Genomic DNA, 16,572 nt, shown 5'->3' on the forward strand with positions numbered 1-16,572 from the left:
TTTTTAAATGACCCAATCATTAAGTTTATTTTTAGGCTTACGTTATGTGCGTAGCCGAAACGGTAATGGCTTCTCTTCGTTTATTTCAGCATCTTCCACTATCGGTATTGCGCTTGGTGTAATGGTATTGATTATTGTGCTCTCAGCAATGAACGGTTTTGAGCGAGCATTAGCGCAACATTTGCTGTCGGTTATCCCTCACGGCGAGCTAATTGCTATTAATACGCCGATAGATAACTGGCAAAAACACGTGGCGAAAGCACAACAACATCCACAAGTGATAGCCGCTGCACCTGTGATAAAACTTACCGGTATGATGCAACATGGTAGTGAACTCAAAGCCGTTGCTGTGCGTGGTGTCGATGTAAAGTTAGAACAGCAAGTTTCTACTATTGCCGATTATATGATTGCCGGCAGCTGGCAAGCGATCGTCGATAATGAAAATACCGAAACCCCTACGGTCGGTGTTATTATCGGATCCGGAGTTGCAAAAAAATTACAACTTGAGTTAGGTGACTCACTACAATTGTTACTATCGAATGTCATCGCCCAAAAAAGTAACCAGCAAGCGAGTGCTAAATTTCCGGTGCCGGTTAAGCACCAAGTCAACGTTGTTGGCATTTTTAAATTTGGCGGTACGATTGACGAAAACTCTGTATATCTTTCACTTGAGCATGCCGAAAAAATGGTAAATCTCGATAAGGGGCAAGTTCAGGGAATTCGCATAAAAGTAGCTGATGTTTTTCAAGCGCTGCAGGTAACACGTGATGTTGCTTATAGCTTTGATGATACTTATGTTGCCATTTATGATTGGACACGAAGTCACGGCCATATTTTTAATGATATACAGCTTGTGCGCTTAGTGATGTTTATTGTCTTAATATTAGTCATAGCGGTAGCAAGTTTTAATATTGTTTCAACGCTGATCATGGCGGTCAATGAGAAAAAAGGTGATATCGCTATTTTAAAAACTATGGGGGCACCAGCGAGTGTTATAATGATGACCTTTATGTTTCAAGGACTGGTTAATGGAGTCGTGGGTTGTCTAGTGGGGACAGTGTTAGGTATTGTTATCTCATTAAATTTAACTGATATTGTTACCGCAGTAGAAACACTTCTTAATGTAAAAGTGTTATCAGGCGATATCTATTTTATCGACTTTCTTCCCACTCACTTAAGCCAAGCTGATGTTGTAATCACTGTTTGTACGGCTTTACTGATGAGTCTACTGGCGACTATTTACCCCGCATGGCAAGCAACTAAAGTTGAGCCAGCGCAGGTGTTAGGACAAATGTAGCGGGTTTCACTTTTATATTATTAACCGATAATTTTTATAACCAACGCGAGACTAGAGCAGATTTTTACTTTCTACTTTTACGTTTATTCCATTGTTTGATAACAGAATATCGCCATAGACCATGTATGGAAAAATAACCTATTAGCGAGAAAAGTACCGCTAGCACGCCACAGCCAAGTAAAAATGCTGGTCCAATAGTTGATAAACTATCAACCAGCCATTGCCAATTCGCTTCAAATACAAATTCTTTTTCAGATCGGCCTAGTAGCCAGATGCCAACCATATAACAGCCATAAAAAATTGCGGGTATTGTGAGCGGATTAGTTATCCAAACGAGTGCAACAGAAAGTGGCAAATTCGAATGTACTATAATAGCAACACCAGCAGCTAAAACCATTTGAAAAGGTACCGGGATAAAGGCAAAAAATAAACCTACGGCAAAAGCTTTTGCGACAGAATTACGGTTTAAATGCCATAAGTTGGGGTTATGCAATGACGCACCAAAAATTTTTAAATGTTTATTATTTTTTATGGTGTTGTGATCCGGCATATAACGCTTGAAGAGTTTTTTAGGCATATACTTACTTATATTATCTAGGCTTTATTTATCGATTAGACAGATACGGAAATTAATCACTATGGAACGGTGGCTATTTACATTTTTTATCGGTGCTATTTTGTCACTATTCTTACCGATAGTACCAGACATTTCGCAAGTTTATATTTGTTTTTGTTTTGCTGTCATTTTTTGTCTCATCAAAAGGTTACGGAGTTATAGTGGGCTCTTTTTTGGCTGTGCTTGGTTACTCTATGCTGGCTTCGTTTATCAAAATATATGGCAAGTTAATAGCCTAATTACAGATGATTTTTTCGGTACAACCTTAACGGTAAAAGGTGTGATTGCTAATATTCCAAAGTCATTAACGCGTAAAACAAACAAGGATGAAACGACCAAACAAGTATCACGTTTTAATTTTGTTGTTGAAGAAGTCAATCAACAAAAACTTCAATCAAAGATAAATATTCGTCTCCGCTGGGATCATAAGTCTGTTAAACCGTATCACTTAAAAAAAGTTACTAAGATTAACCAAGGCCAGAAATGGCAACTTATGGTGCGAGTAAAACCTGCCCATGGTTTTGCAAATGTTGGCGGTTTTAGCTATCAAACATGGTTAAGACAAAAGGAACTCCATGCTACTGGCTATGTAAAACATTCAGCAAAAAATAAATTAATAGCAGCGCAGCCTAGTTATCGTCAAAATTTGTACCTACAACTCAATGAATTAATAGACTCATTGGCTTTGACAAACGATCTGCACCATTTTATTTTTGCTCTTACCTTTGGCGAACGTGGCAAAATTACCGCTGAGCAATGGCAAGTTTTACAAGCAACAGGAACACAGCATTTAATGGCTATTTCTGGCTTACACTTAGGCTTAATTGCCAGTGGTGCTTTTGGATTCATCTTGATGTTTTTTAGCTATAGTCCGTTTTACTTACTGTTATCTGAAAAAGGCAAGTTATGGGTGGTAAAAAAGAACAGTCGTATCGTGGCTTTCGTTTTTAGTAGCTTAATTGCACTATTTTATGCTTATCTCGCCGGCTTTTCTTTACCTACATTGCGTGCCTTGATCATGATGCAAATATTTATTTGCGCTAAGTTATTGGGGGTTAAATTAACAATAATACGTTGGTTATTACTGAGTATCGTTTGCATTATATTAATATCACCTTTTAGTCTATTTAGTGTCAGTTTTTGGCTAAGTGTTTATGCGGTATCACTGATATTATTGGTTATCTGGCGATGTCGAAAGTTACTGTTAACATCTGGTGATGGTAAAGTTGAAAAAATAAAAGCTTGGCTCCTTTCTTTAATGATTATACAGCTAGGTTTAACATTATTTATGTTGCCTGTGGCGGCTTTATTAAATCATCAACTACCTCTTTCTGCATTACTTGCTAATATTATTGCCGTGCCTTGGATGAGTTTTACCGCTATTCCGTTATGTTTATTGGCTGTGGTTGCTATGCCTTTTAGTGAAGCGCTGGCTATATTTTTTCTTGAGTTATCGTTAATATCATTAACATTTATTTGGCAGTGGCTACGTTACTTATCGAGCCAACAATGGCTGTTTATCGACGTTAACCATCAGACGTTAGTGGTTGTTTTGATAATCACCGGTTTATGCTTCATCAGTTATTTTCTAGCCTTACCCAAAAAAATACTGGTTGTTGCAGTATCACTTACTTTTTTATTCAGTTATGTGTTTGTTAATGACCAACAAAAAAATGATGACTGGCAAGTGAGTGTCCTTGATGTGGGGCAAGGGTTAGCGGTTGTTATTGAAAGGCATGGACAGGCTATTTTATACGATACAGGGGCAAGTTATCCTAGTGGATTTAACTTGGCAGAAAGTGTGATTTTTCCTTATTTACAGTATCAAGGCTTGACCACTCTTGACTATTTACTGTTAAGTCATGCTGATAACGATCATGCTGGTGGCTTGGCTTTTATCGATAAAAAAGTGGCGCTAAATAAAATTATCGTTAAGCACATCAAGTATAATCAACCGGTAGAAGATGTTGGCAGGTATAGTTTTGTTAACATGCACAGTTGTAAACAAGGCGATGATTTCTCTTGGCAAGGTCTCACTTTTTCTGTGTTGTGGCCGGTGGTTATTGAAGATAAAGAAAATGATAATTCGTGCGTGATCCATATTTCTGATGGTAAATATAAGGTGCTATTAACGGGTGATATTCCTCATAAAGTTGAAAAAATACTGGTCGCTAATACTGAAATCGCTAATACTGAAATCGCTAATCAGTTAAAAGCTGATGTTATTGTTGCGCCGCACCATGGCTCTAAAACCTCATCAAGTACGGGGTTTATTAAAGCGGTTTCACCCGAGGCCGTTATCTTTAGCGCGGGTTTTATGAATCGATGGAAGATGCCTAATAAAGCGGTACTTAAACGTTATCATCAGCTCAATGTAACGCCGTATGCAACTGCTGAACATGGAATGATCCGCATAAACATTACCGAACAAGCTCTTGAAATTCAATCTTATCGTCTGCATATCAAGCCATATTGGTTTGCTAATTAACGTTGTAAATATTATTAGTTGGTTGCAACTAAGAAATAACGCTAAAATGGCTTGGATATGAATAATTAATCGCGAAGTCACAGAGAGACTGAATGTTAGCAAGTAAAAGCAAAGTAGCCGCACAAGCCACAACGTGGCAAAATTTTAAACGCTTAATGAGTTATGCTAAACCTTACAAAGCAGGGTTTGTCATCGCTATATTAGGGATGCTTGGCTACGCCGGTATCGACACTTTATTTTTCTCGCAGTTACAGCCATTAATCGATGATGGTTTAACTGATGCTAATCCTAACTTTATGAAGTGGGCCCCCCTTTTTGTTATTGTTTGTTTTATTATCCGAGGTATCTGCCATTTCTTTGGTAATTATTGTTTAGCTTGGGTGGGTAATAATGTCGTTACCGATTTAAGACAAAACTTATTCGAACACATTATGGCGCTACCGGTGACTTTTCATGATAAAGAGTCTACTGGAACGTTAATCTCTAAACTGACCTTTGATACCGAACAAGTCCTTAATGCAACCAGTAAAGCATTACTTACCTTAGTGCAACAAGGCGCTATGGTGATTGGTTTTCTCGCGGTTATGTTTTATAACAGTTGGCAGTTATCAGCAATATTCCTCCTTATAACTCCTATCATCGCTATTATTGTTACTGTGGTTTCGAAACGTTTTCGCCAAGTTAGTAAAAAAATTCAAAATGCGATGGGTGAAGTCACTTCTGCTGCCGAGCAGACCTTTAACGCGCATAAGGTGGTCTTAACCTTTGGCGGACAAGAACGTGAGTTCGAACGTTTTGGTCAGATAAATAAACATAATCGTCAACAGCGCATGAAGATGGTGGCCACTAAATCTTTCAGCGTACCCTTGATACAAATTATCGCCTCTTTTGCGTTAGCGTTTGTACTTTACGTTGCCAATTTAGAAAGTATGAAAGCCAGTTTAACGCCAGGGATTTTCATAACGGTGATTACTTGTATGACTATGCTACTGAGACCCTTAAAGTTATTAACTACGGTTAACAGTGACTTTCAAAATGGTATGGCGGCTTGTGTTAGTATTTTTGCGGTGCTTGACCAAGAAAATGAAAAAGACACGGGCCAACAATCACTTGATAAAGCCAAAGGAACACTTGCTTTTGAACAAGTTAATTTTTCTTATACTAATGACGAAAAATTAGCGCTTACTCAACTAAGCTTTACCGCGAATGCTGGCGAAACAGTGGCTTTGGTTGGTCGCTCGGGGAGTGGAAAATCAACCGCCAGTGCAATTTTGCTGCGCTTTTATGATGCAACAGCGGGTAAAGTATTAATTGATGGAAAAGACATTACCTCATACAAGTTGAAAGACTTACGTGCTCAGTTTGCTTATGTTTCTCAGCAGGTGGTGTTATTTAATGACTCTATCGCTAATAATATTGCCTATGGTAAACCCAACGCCAGTCGTGACGAAGTTTTAGCTGCGGCTAAAAGTGCTCATGTGCTTGAGTTTGCAGAAAATATGGTTGACGGAATAGATACTAACATTGGTGACAATGGTGCTTTACTTTCTGGTGGACAACGCCAACGTGTTGCTATCGCTCGAGCATTATTGTGTGATGCACCTTTTTTAATTCTTGATGAAGCAACCAGTGCATTAGATACCGAGTCAGAACGTCATATTCAAGATGCTTTGCAAGTTTTACAAAAAGATCGTACCTGTATTGTTATTGCTCATCGCTTGTCTACCATTGAAAATGCCGATAAAATTATTGTTATGGAACAAGGTAAAATTCTTGAACAGGGCGATCATCAAACGTTATTAGCAAAAGAAGGTGCTTATGCAAAATTACACAACTTTCAATTTAGCGAATAAAATGACGGTTGAGATTTTGCTATGCGCTTAATTGAAAAGGTTTGGTTTTTTCAACACCCAGCTAAATGGCTGCTCGTGCCGTTATTGTTACCGTTAACTGTTATTTTTTGGTTGCTATCCGCGTTGCGACGAAAATGCTATCAACTGTATTTTTTTAAATCTTTTGGTATCGATATCCCTGTGGTGGTGGTGGGTAATATTGGTATTGGTGGTAACGGTAAAACACCGGTGGTTTTGTACTTAATTAAGCAATGCTTTGCACAAAACATGAAAGTTGGCGTTATTAGTCGAGGTTATGGTGGACAAGCACCGCACTATCCCTACTTACTCAATGCAAGCAGTACCGCAGCTGAAACAGGCGATGAGCCTTTATTAATTTATCAACGCCATCGTATTCCTGTTGTGGTTGGCGGCGATCGAGTGGCGAGTGCCAGGTTGTTAATGCAGCAAGGCTGCGACGTTATTATTGCTGACGATGGTTTACAACACTATCGCTTAGAACGAGATTTTGAGCTTATTGTTATTGACGGTAAACGCGTGTTTGGAAATGGCTTGTTATTACCCGCAGGGCCATTACGTGAAGGTTTATGGCGTTTGAAAACAGTCGACGCGCTTATCTTTAATGGCGCAACGCCAACCGATAATAAAGTTTATCCAGTTGGTACACCACAAATAACAATGACCTTAATGGCAAAAACGGTGGTTAATGTTAAAACCAAGCAGCAGCTATCATTAACTGATTTTTATCAACAGTTTAATGATAACGAAAGTCACACTAAGCGTATCAATGCTATCGCCGGTATTGGTGACCCTAGTCGTTTTTTTAAAACTTTAGTTGATAGTGGCTTTAGTCTTGAATCATCAGTAGGCTTCAAAGATCACCAGCATTACAATGAAGCGCAATTTGTCAGTTTTTCTGACGATATTCCACTTTTGATGACAGAAAAAGACGCGGTAAAATGTACGTCTTTTGCTAAAAATAACTGGTGGTATTTACCGGTTGATGCCCATATTGAAAATAAACAAATAACGCCATTTTTAGACGCGCTATTTGACAAAGTAAAAGCAGATAAACTGAGCCGTATTAAGGCTAGATTCACGCTAAGTTAACTAATCAATAAACTGATAAATAAGAGAATAAACATGGCATTTGACGTAAAACTAATGGAAATATTAGCTTGTCCAGCATGCAAGGGCAAACTTGATTACAATAAAGAACAACAAGAATTAATCTGTAGATTCGACCGCCTTGCTTACGCTATTGAAAAAGGCATTCCGGTCTTGTTAGAAAGTGAAGCGCGCCGTATTACCGAAAATGACTAATTAAATGTATTTGGAGAATTAAATGTCTTTTATTGTTGTAATACCTGCTCGGTTTGAGTCGTCTCGTTTACCGGGAAAAGTCTTAGCCGATATTAATGGTAAGCCGATGATCCAATGGGTTGTTGAAAAAGCCCAGCAAAGTGGTGCTAGCCAAGTGATTGTCGCCACTGATAATAAGCAGGTTGAAGAAGCGGTATTAGCATTTGGTGGCGAGGTTTGTAAAACTCGTGCCGATCATCAATCGGGTACCGAACGTTTAGCCGAAGTGATGAACATTTATAACTTTGACGATGATCAGGTTATCGTTAATGTTCAGGGGGATGAGCCTTTTATTCCCGCTGAAAATATTGCGCAAGTTGCCAGAAATTTAGCAGACCAGCAGAGAACAAATCAGCAACAAGCTAGAATGGCGACACTTGCTGTGCGTATTCATGACGTCGATGAGGCTTTTAATCCTAACGCGGTTAAAGTGTTAACAGATAAACACGGTTATGCGATGTACTTTAGCCGTTCGACGATCCCTTATGACAGAGATCGTTTTCTTAATGAGAAAAGTGTCGCCGCTATTGGCGATTTTTACTTACGCCATATTGGTATCTACGCATATCGAGCTGGGTTCATTAAAGATTACGTGCAATGGCCGGCCAGTCAATTAGAGCAAATTGAGTCTTTAGAACAACTGCGCGTATTATGGCAAGGTGAAAAAATTCATGTTGCGGTAGCCGAAACTCGTTTAGCGGTTGAAGGGGTTGATACGCCAGAAGACCTAGAAAAAGCTAGAGCTTACGCTTTAACGCTTTAATTTTTTATAAAATAAAATAAAATAAAATAAAAAAGGCCTTATGTTTTCACATAAGGCCTTTTTATTACGCTAATGAAATATTATTTTAATAGTTCAAGCGCTTTAACACAGCGACCAATTTGTTGATGGCTAGCTTTGACTGTCTTTAACACTTGTGGCTTCATACCACTGTAGTCTTTAATCAGTTGTGCTAATTCTGCTTCACTGGCTGCATTACATTGTGTCGGTAACATGCTATCAGCAAAAGACTCTAATAAACCTAAATCACTTCCTTCATTTAATTTAGGGATGTGTGCGAGAATTTTAGCTTTATATGGCGCTTCTAAAGCTTGTTGCTCACCAGGGAATAAACCCCACATAATATAACGAAGGGTAGAAAGTTTTAGTTTGTCAGGGTTATTAATAACGATGTTAAACCATTTTTCTTTAACTTCAGCCTCAGGTCGAATAACTTCTGCATAAATAGCACTTTTAACACCTGAATCGGTAATGTCTTTTTTGGCTTCAGTGCTCAATAATGCTTGGTAATTACCATGTAGGTAACGGTTCATTTTAGCAATTAATGTCCAGCGCTTGTCTTGATCTATGGTAATACCATCAAAACTTTTTTCACCGTTCAAAATATTTTGTAAGCGATTTAAATGCTTAGTTGTTTTCGTTACACCAACATAACGACCATACCAAAGTTTTTGGAAATCTGAACCCGCTTCGGCATTTTCTAATAAACGTAAGTATAAGTTTTCAACGTCCATATAAAGTGCCGTATAATCTTTTTGCTCTAAGCGTGTTGCAACAGTTAGAAAGCCTAAAGCCGAGGTTAAGGTACTCGCAATTTTACGCGATACGTTATAATCGCTTTCACCCTCAATATTAGCCATGGCAAACGTTACCAACTGGTCAGCGGCTAAGTTTGCATCGTTGACGCTGTCAGACAAACTCTGCCATAGCATTAAGCGCATGGTGGCATTATCAATAGCATTAATGTGTTTTTGTGCTGATGCCAATGACTTTTCATCAAGATCTACTTTTACGTAACCCCAATCGGCTTCGTTTGGATAAACCAAATCAGGACATGCTTGACCTATCACAGCCTTGATCTCAGTGGTTGCACCTTTATACATAATAGGTGTTGCAGAGGTTAAGTTAATCGCAGTGCCATCAGCACTAACATTGTATAAACCAATTTGAACACGTTGTTCACGTAATGTTGGGTAACCATCTGGTGCTGTTTGGTTTATCGCAAACTCACTAATTTTACCATCACTACATTGGTAATTAACTTTGATGGTGTTTAAACCTGCATTATATAACCAGTCTTGTGTCCACTGGGTCATATCTTTATCTGCAGCTTTGCCAAGTTCACCAATGAAATCGTCTAAATCAGTATTTTGGTAAGAAAACTTTTTCAAGTAATTGCTAACACCAATGCGGAAGTTCTCTTCACCTAAATAATAAGGCAACTGCTTTAATACTGATGCGCCCTTACCGTAGGTAATACCGTCAAAATTTGACAAAGCAACACCCGTAGAAGCAACCGGTAATTCTATCGCATGAGTGTTCACTGAGTCATCAGTGCGGTAAGCCCATTGTTTAGTACCAGAGTAGAATACATCCCAGTTGTTCTCAAAGTCGCTGGCTTCTGCAATAGCTAAGTTGGCCATATAAGTAGCAAAACTTTCATTTAACCATAAGCCGTTCCACCAGCGCATGGTAACTAAATCACCAAACCACATGTGTGCCATTTCATGAGCAATAACATTAGCAAGACTCATGCGAGCACTGGTTGATTTCTCTCCACGTGCAATATAGCCTTCATTGAATGTAACCGCAGCAACGTTTTCCATAGCACCGGCATTAAAGTCAGGTGCAACAATTTGGTCATATTTGCCAAAAGGGTATTTCACATCAAAGTACTTATTGAAGAAGGCAAAACTTTGTTTGGTTGGGATAAACCATTCGTCAGTTTTAACGTATTCGGCTAAACTTTGACGAGCAAATAAACGCAATTTCATCCCTTCAAAATCATCTTCCCATACAGCGTAATTACCTGCATGAAGAGAGAAAACATAAGAAGAGAATCTTGCTGAAGCAGGGAATGACCATACTTTGTTATCACCGTTTTCGCTAATCGTTGTTTCGCGAGTTGCGCTAATTATTTGCCAATGAGCGGGAGCGGTTACTTGTATTTCGTAGCTGGCTTTTAAATCAGGTTGATCAAAATGAGGAAATAATCGGTTCGCGTCATAAGGTTCAAAATCGGTGTATAAGTAAACTTCACCATTTTTAGGGTCAACAAAACGATGGAAACCAGAGCCGTCAGTAGAGTAAGGACGTTGGTAATCTATAGTAATACTTTGCTTACCCGCTGTTAATTCGCTAGCAGGAATAGTGATAAACCATTTTTCATAGCTAAACTTAACTACTTTACCATTCACTTTTAATGAGTTTATGGTGCCTTCATCAAAATCTATGGTTAAATCATTTTGATTGTTCTCTACTAAATCAAAGAGTAACTCGGTAGAGCCAGAAAAACTTTCGCTTTTATTATCAATCGTCACACTTAACTTATAGCTAACGTTGCTGACTTGTTTAGCACGCATCTCAGCATAAACTGCTTCAAGTGATTCACTTTGAGTACGTAATAAACTTGTTTGCTGTATGGTTTCAGCGACTGCTGAGTTGCTTGCTGTGTCTGCTTTTTCACAGCCCATCAGTACAACACTTGAGCTTATAATAGCAATGGACAGCGCCTTAGCTATTTGAGATTTATTTAATGTCATTTACCCAGATCCTACTTTATTATTTTTAAGATTTCCTAGTGGAAACACTTTTCATTTAAAATACCTCAGTATTTATATCATATAAGCGGGGGAAATCTACTTCAGTCATCGCGTAAATAATGGAGTTGATCGAATTTCAACTGATTTTTAGCAAGGCTTGCTTTTATTAACTTATTTTTATCTACTTTTTTAATTAAAACATTGTGGTGCCAGTATTTTATTAATATTTAGTCATGTCAAATAGGTGCTGTTTGTTATTCACTTTTTATTGTTTTTGTTTGCTACATTACGTCAAAAATTAATTGTGTTGAGTAATATTGATCAACGCGATGAGCATTTATTGTAATATGGAGATTAAAATGTCGACGTTCATCTTATTTTCTATCGGTTCAAACGAATAAACCTTGTAAGGAGACGTTACTTCTCTTTATTATAATCAGGAGCTATTAATTAAAAGAAATAATAATGAACATAAAAAGAACCCTAACAAGCATCGCAATAATAAGTACTATGGCCCTTTCTGGTCAGAGTTATGCAGATACAGCTGAAAAAGATCAAGCAAAGAAAGTTTCACCATCAACCTGGTTAAATTTATCTGAAAGTGAGTTAGTTGCCGTTGAAAAATATGCGACCGATTACAAAACTTTTATTTATCAAACACCAACAGAATTGACCTTTGTTACAGAAACTATAAAACGTGCTGAGAAACAAGGTTTTAAGCGTTTGTCTGAAAAAAGTAACTTAAAGCCAGGTGCTCGTTTTTATGACGTCAATCGTGACCGTACTATTTCATTAATTGTTATTGGTAAAAAAGGCCTTGAGCAAGGTACTCGTATTGTTGGCGCTCATATTGATTCACCTCGCCTAGAACTTAAAGGACGACCGCTTTATGAAAAAGAGAAGTTTGCTATGCTGCAGACTTATGTTCATGGTGGTATTAAAACCTATCAATGGGTCAATATCCCTTTAGCGCTGGTTGGCCGCGTTGACAAAAAAGACGGGACAGTTGTTAATATCTCTGTTGGCTTTGATGAAAACGATCCCATCTTTATGGTACCTGATTTAGCCCCGCATGTTGATCATCCAAACAGGGATCGTAAAAGTCGTGATGTGATCAAGAAAGAAGAACTTGATGTTATTATCGCAGCTAAGCCTGACTTAGATAAATCAATAAAAGAATTGATCACCGATTTCTTAAAAACAGAGTATGACATTTCAGTCGAAGACTTAGTGTCTGCTGAATTAGCCTTAGTACCAGCAACTAAACCTCGCGATGTTGGCTTTGATCGCAGCATGATCGCTGCTTATGGCCAAGATGATAAGGCAAGCTCTATTGCCGCTGTTACTGCCATCTTTGAACAGAAAATTCCAGAGTATACCTCGGTTGCCTTTTTAGTGGATAACGAAGAAGTGGGCAATATTAATAATACCGGGGCAAGCTCAAGTTATCTTGTTGATATGTTAAGTGGCTTGTTATACAACCAAATGGGTGACGATTATAACGATTACCAGTTACGTAAAGTTTTGCGTAATACCAAAGTTATTTCAGCGGATGTTAACCCGGGTGTTAATCCTAATTGGGCTGGTGTTTGGGAATTAGGCAATGCGCCACGTTTAGGTAACGGTATTAACTTGAAACTGTACGGTGGTGGTTTTAATGCTAACTCAGAGTACATGGCATGGACACGTAATTACTTAGATAATAATAAAATCAAATGGCAAACATCGACCTATAAAGGTAAAGCTTCTGGCGGAACTATTGGTAGCGATTTGTCTAATGACAATATGGAAGTAATTGATTTTGGTGTACCCATTTTGTCAATTCACTCTCCTTATGCGGTAGGTTCAAAAGTTGACTTATATTCATTATATAAAGCCATGTCAGCTTTCTATCAGCAAAAATAAACTTAACACTTAATTTCAATATCAAAAGATCAGCATTTGCTGATCTTTTTTCTTTATATAAAGCTAAAATATCATTTTTTATAATGAATACAAGACTCGATGATATTAGTGCTTTAAGTCTTAGTGGTGATTACTTTATAATTACTGTAATGGATCGCTAAACTTAGGAAGAATTCTTGATATGCTATTAAAATTATTTCAGCTACAAAACCGCCCAATAAACTCATTGTTAAACAATTATAAAAAAACACTTTTATTACTGCCTATCTTTTTGGGTATACAAGCATGTGGAGGAGGTGGTGGCAGCGATAATACGACCCCAACAGCGCCAAAAAGTTATGCTTTTTCATTAACGTCTACACTGACCAATAAATGTGGCGAAAAACTACCGTTTGTTGATGCTGAGTTGTTTATTCAAAATAATGATTGGAGTGTTGTTACAAAGTTACAGCCAAACGCTGATGGACTTTTTAGTTTTTTATCAGACAATGAACTCATAAATTACACACTTGTTGCTAAAACTCAGCAAGAAGGAAAAGTGGAAGGTTTAGATTTTGTTAGTTTTCATCAGGTAAAAGCAACAACGCCCGCCATTTATCAGGCAGAACATATCAGTAAAGTTGTTGATGCTAATTGTGAATGTATCACTCGAAATGTTGAAGTGTCACATACCCCTATCTCTGATATTACTCAAGTAACTAGCTCCGCAACATTTACCAGCACTGAAGCGATAGACTCACAACGCACTGACTTTATTAATGTTGAAGCTTGCCGAGTAATTGATGGCGCCTGGCCACTACATTCTTTCTCGCTTGTTGGTACCGGAAATAACAGTAACGTTTTGGGTGCTGCTGGCTTTATTGATGATTTTAGTCAAACAGTCGTCAATAGCGACAATCAAGCTGTATGGCAACTCTCAGCTTTCGCCGCCATTGAACAAATTGGCTTAAATAAAAATCATCAGCCTTTTACAACACAACAGTTATTTTTGGGGCAGGCACATTTTGCAACAAAAGTGCTTGAAGATGATAACTCAGTTGATTTATTTAATAGCCATTTATACGTTTCAGAAACTGTTTATCAATCAAATGCAGAGGTTATTTTATCTGAAACTGATTCTGCTTTTGGTCAAATAAAAATATCGAGCCAGCATCAAGTTATTTCTTCAGCTTTCAACACTAGTTTTGCCTTAGCCGCGACGACTAAAAAACCAGATGTTGATGATATTTATTTCTCAGAGATTAAATCAGACTGGAGCTATAATTACAGTAATGTTGCTAATTATCCTTTGGCTATAATTACTGTCAATTATCAAGCTTACCATCCCGAAAAAAATACACCTATGCCAGCTAAATGGACAAGTTATGGACGAATTACGGGGCAATTACCGGTAACTATGGCTTTATCTGGTTATGACAGTATTATTAATGATGACACCCTTGTATTGGGTACCAGTACAGATTTGGTACAAAGTGAAGATACTGATAAATATGAAAATTATTTATTGTACTATCAAAATAAAAATAATAACTCTTTTGCTAATAATGTAAAAAATTATCATATATCAATAAAAAAATAAGTTTACTTTTATATAAAAACGGCGCTATAAAGCGCCGTTTTTTATTCATACCCGTTTCTGTTAGCCATTAATCTACTGCTTGTTTCGCTCTAACAGGATTTGCATACATAGTTAATAACCAATGCTGTTGCTGTTCAGTTAAATCAGACATCCGGCTATTTAACTGATTCATCACGCTTTGCTTAATATCATCTTGCTGGTGAAGCTGGGCATAAGCCGTTAAGTTGCTGTCATATAATTTATAGTTACTGATAATTTCTTTATCAATAGCTTTTGCAACGGCTTTACTATCGGCATAGTCGCCTTGAATAGCGTGGCAGAACTCAACATGAACACGCCCTTTTTTCCCCATTAACCCTTGTGTAATACTATTTAAGTCTTCGTTTTCTTTCTTTTTATAACACCCCGTTGCTTCTCGTTCTGCAAGTTCGATGGCTTTATCTCTATCACAGGGATCAAATTCATACGAAATTGAAACAGGTACAATATTAATTTCACTTAAATAGTCTGCAAGCGGTGTTTGCTTGTCTTTGTTGAGTAATAACATTGAAATTAAAGCCGAGTTGGTTTTGTCTATGCCGTCTTTAGCACGACCTTCTCGCTGCGCTATCCAGATGTTTTGTTGGCGCTCATAAACTGTATGGTGAATATAGGCTGATAATTGCTTTGACGCATTGAGCATGGCACGTTTTGACTCTTCACTGCGTTTAACAATGAAGCTTTTGTTAATACGCATTAAGTCAGCAACCCAAGGTTGATGCAATAAGTTGTCGCCGACTGCTGCCTCAACGGTATTAATGCCGCTGTTGTACAACGCCCAATTAATTAATGCGACATCAAGTACTATGTCTCTATGATTACTGATAAACAGCATAGGTTTACTTGTATCAATTTTCTCTAAACCATGAAAAGTAAAACCATCGGTACTTTTTTGTACTAGGTGATGCAAGTACTTTGCTACTTCACGTTGAATGTCTTCGATGTTATGAAACTTACTCACGCGTAACTTTAACGTCCATTTTACCATTGAGCGACAAATTACGGGTAGAAGCTTATACAGTCGAGGCATTTTAAAACTAGCAATAGAAGAAAGTAGCCCTTGGTCATTAATCAGTTTTCGGATCACAGTTACAACCTCATCGTCACGATAAGGGCGAATATCATCAAACATGTAAGGTCTCTTTACTGCTTAACAGCGATTAATTAACTTAAAAATTGGCGGATATTATAACCGTTTTTTAAATGAAAAGGCTCCTATTGTTTATGCTTTACTTTTTTAAATAATATAATTTCATTAACTTAGGGATAAATATTAATAATAATATAAAAAATGAGGCAAAATCCAAATAAAATGTATAATTTTTGCTACAGTTAATTGTGTAAGCTCTTTTATGAATTAATTTCTATTTTTTTCATACTAAGGCCTTGCGTTTTTCGACTTTACCCTCAAGTCTTAAATAGAGCAATAAACAAAAGGAATACCTATGAAAATAAATCTTTCAGGTCACCATGTAGATGTTACCGATGGTGTAAAAGAACATATCGATGAAAAATTCTTAAAAATTTCTAACCATTTTCCAACGCTGATCTCATTAGACATTATTCTTTCAAAAGAGCATGGAAAATATGGCGCAGAAATAACAACAAATTATGAAGGTGGTCGTATTGCTGTATCAGCAGAAGACGATGTTATGTTTCCCGCGATTGCTAGTGTAGCCAAAAAGCTTGATGCCGCACTTAAACATAGAAAAGGCCAATTAAAAGCAAATTTACACAGTAAACCTGTTTCAGTTACGCCTGAAATTGCCCATGAGAAAGTTCAAGAAATGAATTTGAACTAATTTCAAAGTAGTTATACTTAAATGTTTACGGGAGCTATTGCTCCCGTTTTAGTTTCTAGCTTATTATTATCATTATGAATGGTATACT

12 protein-coding genes are annotated in these 16,572 nt (G+C 37.5%); 9 read left to right on the forward strand and 3 right to left on the reverse strand.

What is annotated here, in order from left to right:
* Positions 1 to 7: 7 nt before the first annotated feature.
* Positions 8 to 1,297 carry a lipoprotein-releasing ABC transporter permease subunit LolE gene (lolE, locus tag H4J67_RS16700; RefSeq protein WP_182204394.1) on the forward strand — a complete coding sequence of 430 codons (1,290 nt, stop codon included), beginning with the start codon at positions 8 to 10 and terminating at the stop codon, positions 1,295 to 1,297.
* Between the two features lie 64 nt (positions 1,298 to 1,361).
* On the opposite strand, the gene H4J67_RS16705 is transcribed toward lolE, so the two are convergent.
* The gene (locus H4J67_RS16705; RefSeq protein WP_182171061.1) at positions 1,362 to 1,874 is read right to left on the reverse strand and encodes a DUF2062 domain-containing protein; all 513 of its coding nucleotides are present in this window, start codon (positions 1,872 to 1,874) and stop codon (positions 1,362 to 1,364) included.
* A 61-nt stretch (positions 1,875 to 1,935) separates the two neighbouring features.
* Between H4J67_RS16705 and H4J67_RS16710 the strand changes: the two genes are divergently transcribed.
* The 5 genes from H4J67_RS16710 (at position 1,936) to kdsB (ending at position 8,379) form a co-directional block, all read left to right on the forward strand.
* Positions 1,936 to 4,401, forward strand: a complete 2,466-nt coding sequence (locus H4J67_RS16710; protein WP_182171063.1) for a DNA internalization-related competence protein ComEC/Rec2 — start codon at positions 1,936 to 1,938, stop codon at positions 4,399 to 4,401.
* A 92-nt stretch (positions 4,402 to 4,493) separates the two neighbouring features.
* Positions 4,494 to 6,254, forward strand: a complete 1,761-nt coding sequence (gene msbA, locus H4J67_RS16715; RefSeq protein ID WP_182171065.1) for a lipid A export permease/ATP-binding protein MsbA — start codon at positions 4,494 to 4,496, stop codon at positions 6,252 to 6,254.
* A gap of 21 nt (positions 6,255 to 6,275) precedes the next feature.
* Entirely contained in the window at positions 6,276 to 7,364 is a 1,089-nt protein-coding gene (lpxK, locus tag H4J67_RS16720) for a tetraacyldisaccharide 4'-kinase (protein ID WP_182171068.1), read from the forward strand.
* 33 nt (positions 7,365 to 7,397) lie between these two features.
* Positions 7,398 to 7,577 (forward strand): Trm112 family protein, encoded by a 180-nt coding sequence (locus tag H4J67_RS16725; RefSeq protein ID WP_070376055.1) that lies wholly within the window; start codon positions 7,398 to 7,400, stop codon positions 7,575 to 7,577.
* A gap of 22 nt (positions 7,578 to 7,599) precedes the next feature.
* Positions 7,600 to 8,379, forward strand: a complete 780-nt coding sequence (gene kdsB / locus H4J67_RS16730) for a 3-deoxy-manno-octulosonate cytidylyltransferase (protein WP_182171071.1) — start codon at positions 7,600 to 7,602, stop codon at positions 8,377 to 8,379.
* Positions 8,380 to 8,459: 80 nt separating this feature from the next.
* On the opposite strand, the gene pepN is transcribed toward kdsB, so the two are convergent.
* Entirely contained in the window at positions 8,460 to 11,159 is a 2,700-nt protein-coding gene (gene pepN, locus H4J67_RS16735) for an aminopeptidase N (protein WP_182171074.1), read from the reverse strand.
* 465 nt (positions 11,160 to 11,624) lie between these two features.
* Here pepN and H4J67_RS16740 point away from each other — a divergent pair, with 465 nt between their 5' ends.
* Both H4J67_RS16740 and H4J67_RS16745 read left to right on the forward strand, forming a co-directional pair.
* On the forward strand, positions 11,625 to 13,064 hold the full coding sequence (locus H4J67_RS16740; RefSeq protein WP_220463201.1) for a hypothetical protein: 1,440 nt from the start codon (positions 11,625 to 11,627) through the stop codon (positions 13,062 to 13,064).
* 181 nt (positions 13,065 to 13,245) lie between these two features.
* Positions 13,246 to 14,643: a hypothetical protein gene (locus tag H4J67_RS16745; protein ID WP_182171076.1), complete on the forward strand. Its 1,398-nt coding sequence runs from the start codon at positions 13,246 to 13,248 to the stop codon at positions 14,641 to 14,643.
* 67 nt (positions 14,644 to 14,710) lie between these two features.
* On the opposite strand, the gene H4J67_RS16750 is transcribed toward H4J67_RS16745, so the two are convergent.
* Complete coding sequence (locus tag H4J67_RS16750; protein ID WP_182204396.1) at positions 14,711 to 15,814, reverse strand: 1-acyl-sn-glycerol-3-phosphate acyltransferase; 1,104 nt, start codon at positions 15,812 to 15,814, stop codon at positions 14,711 to 14,713.
* Between the two features lie 313 nt (positions 15,815 to 16,127).
* Between H4J67_RS16750 and hpf the strand changes: the two genes are divergently transcribed.
* Positions 16,128 to 16,484 (forward strand): ribosome hibernation-promoting factor, HPF/YfiA family, encoded by a 357-nt coding sequence (gene hpf, locus H4J67_RS16755; RefSeq protein WP_070376060.1) that lies wholly within the window; start codon positions 16,128 to 16,130, stop codon positions 16,482 to 16,484.
* Positions 16,485 to 16,572: the final 88 nt, after the last annotated feature.

This window comes from Colwellia sp. BRX10-4, assembly GCF_014077465.1.
Lineage (GTDB): Bacteria > Pseudomonadota > Gammaproteobacteria > Enterobacterales > Alteromonadaceae > Colwellia_A.

Bases quoted from the DNA above. Each gene is read 5' to 3' on its own strand.
- lolE (WP_182204394.1), top strand. From the start codon at position 8: ATGACCCAATCATTAAGTTTATTTTTAGGCTTACGTTATGTGCGTAGC.
- H4J67_RS16705 (WP_182171061.1), bottom strand. From the start codon at position 1,874: ATGCCTAAAAAACTCTTCAAGCGTTATATGCCGGATCACAACACCATA.
- H4J67_RS16710 (WP_182171063.1), top strand. From the start codon at position 1,936: ATGGAACGGTGGCTATTTACATTTTTTATCGGTGCTATTTTGTCACTA.
- msbA (WP_182171065.1), top strand. From the start codon at position 4,494: ATGTTAGCAAGTAAAAGCAAAGTAGCCGCACAAGCCACAACGTGGCAA.
- lpxK (WP_182171068.1), top strand. From the start codon at position 6,276: ATGCGCTTAATTGAAAAGGTTTGGTTTTTTCAACACCCAGCTAAATGG.
- H4J67_RS16725 (WP_070376055.1), top strand. From the start codon at position 7,398: ATGGCATTTGACGTAAAACTAATGGAAATATTAGCTTGTCCAGCATGC.
- kdsB (WP_182171071.1), top strand. From the start codon at position 7,600: ATGTCTTTTATTGTTGTAATACCTGCTCGGTTTGAGTCGTCTCGTTTA.
- pepN (WP_182171074.1), bottom strand. From the start codon at position 11,159: ATGACATTAAATAAATCTCAAATAGCTAAGGCGCTGTCCATTGCTATT.
- H4J67_RS16740 (WP_220463201.1), top strand. From the start codon at position 11,625: ATGAACATAAAAAGAACCCTAACAAGCATCGCAATAATAAGTACTATG.
- H4J67_RS16745 (WP_182171076.1), top strand. From the start codon at position 13,246: ATGCTATTAAAATTATTTCAGCTACAAAACCGCCCAATAAACTCATTG.
- H4J67_RS16750 (WP_182204396.1), bottom strand. From the start codon at position 15,814: ATGTTTGATGATATTCGCCCTTATCGTGACGATGAGGTTGTAACTGTG.
- hpf (WP_070376060.1), top strand. From the start codon at position 16,128: ATGAAAATAAATCTTTCAGGTCACCATGTAGATGTTACCGATGGTGTA.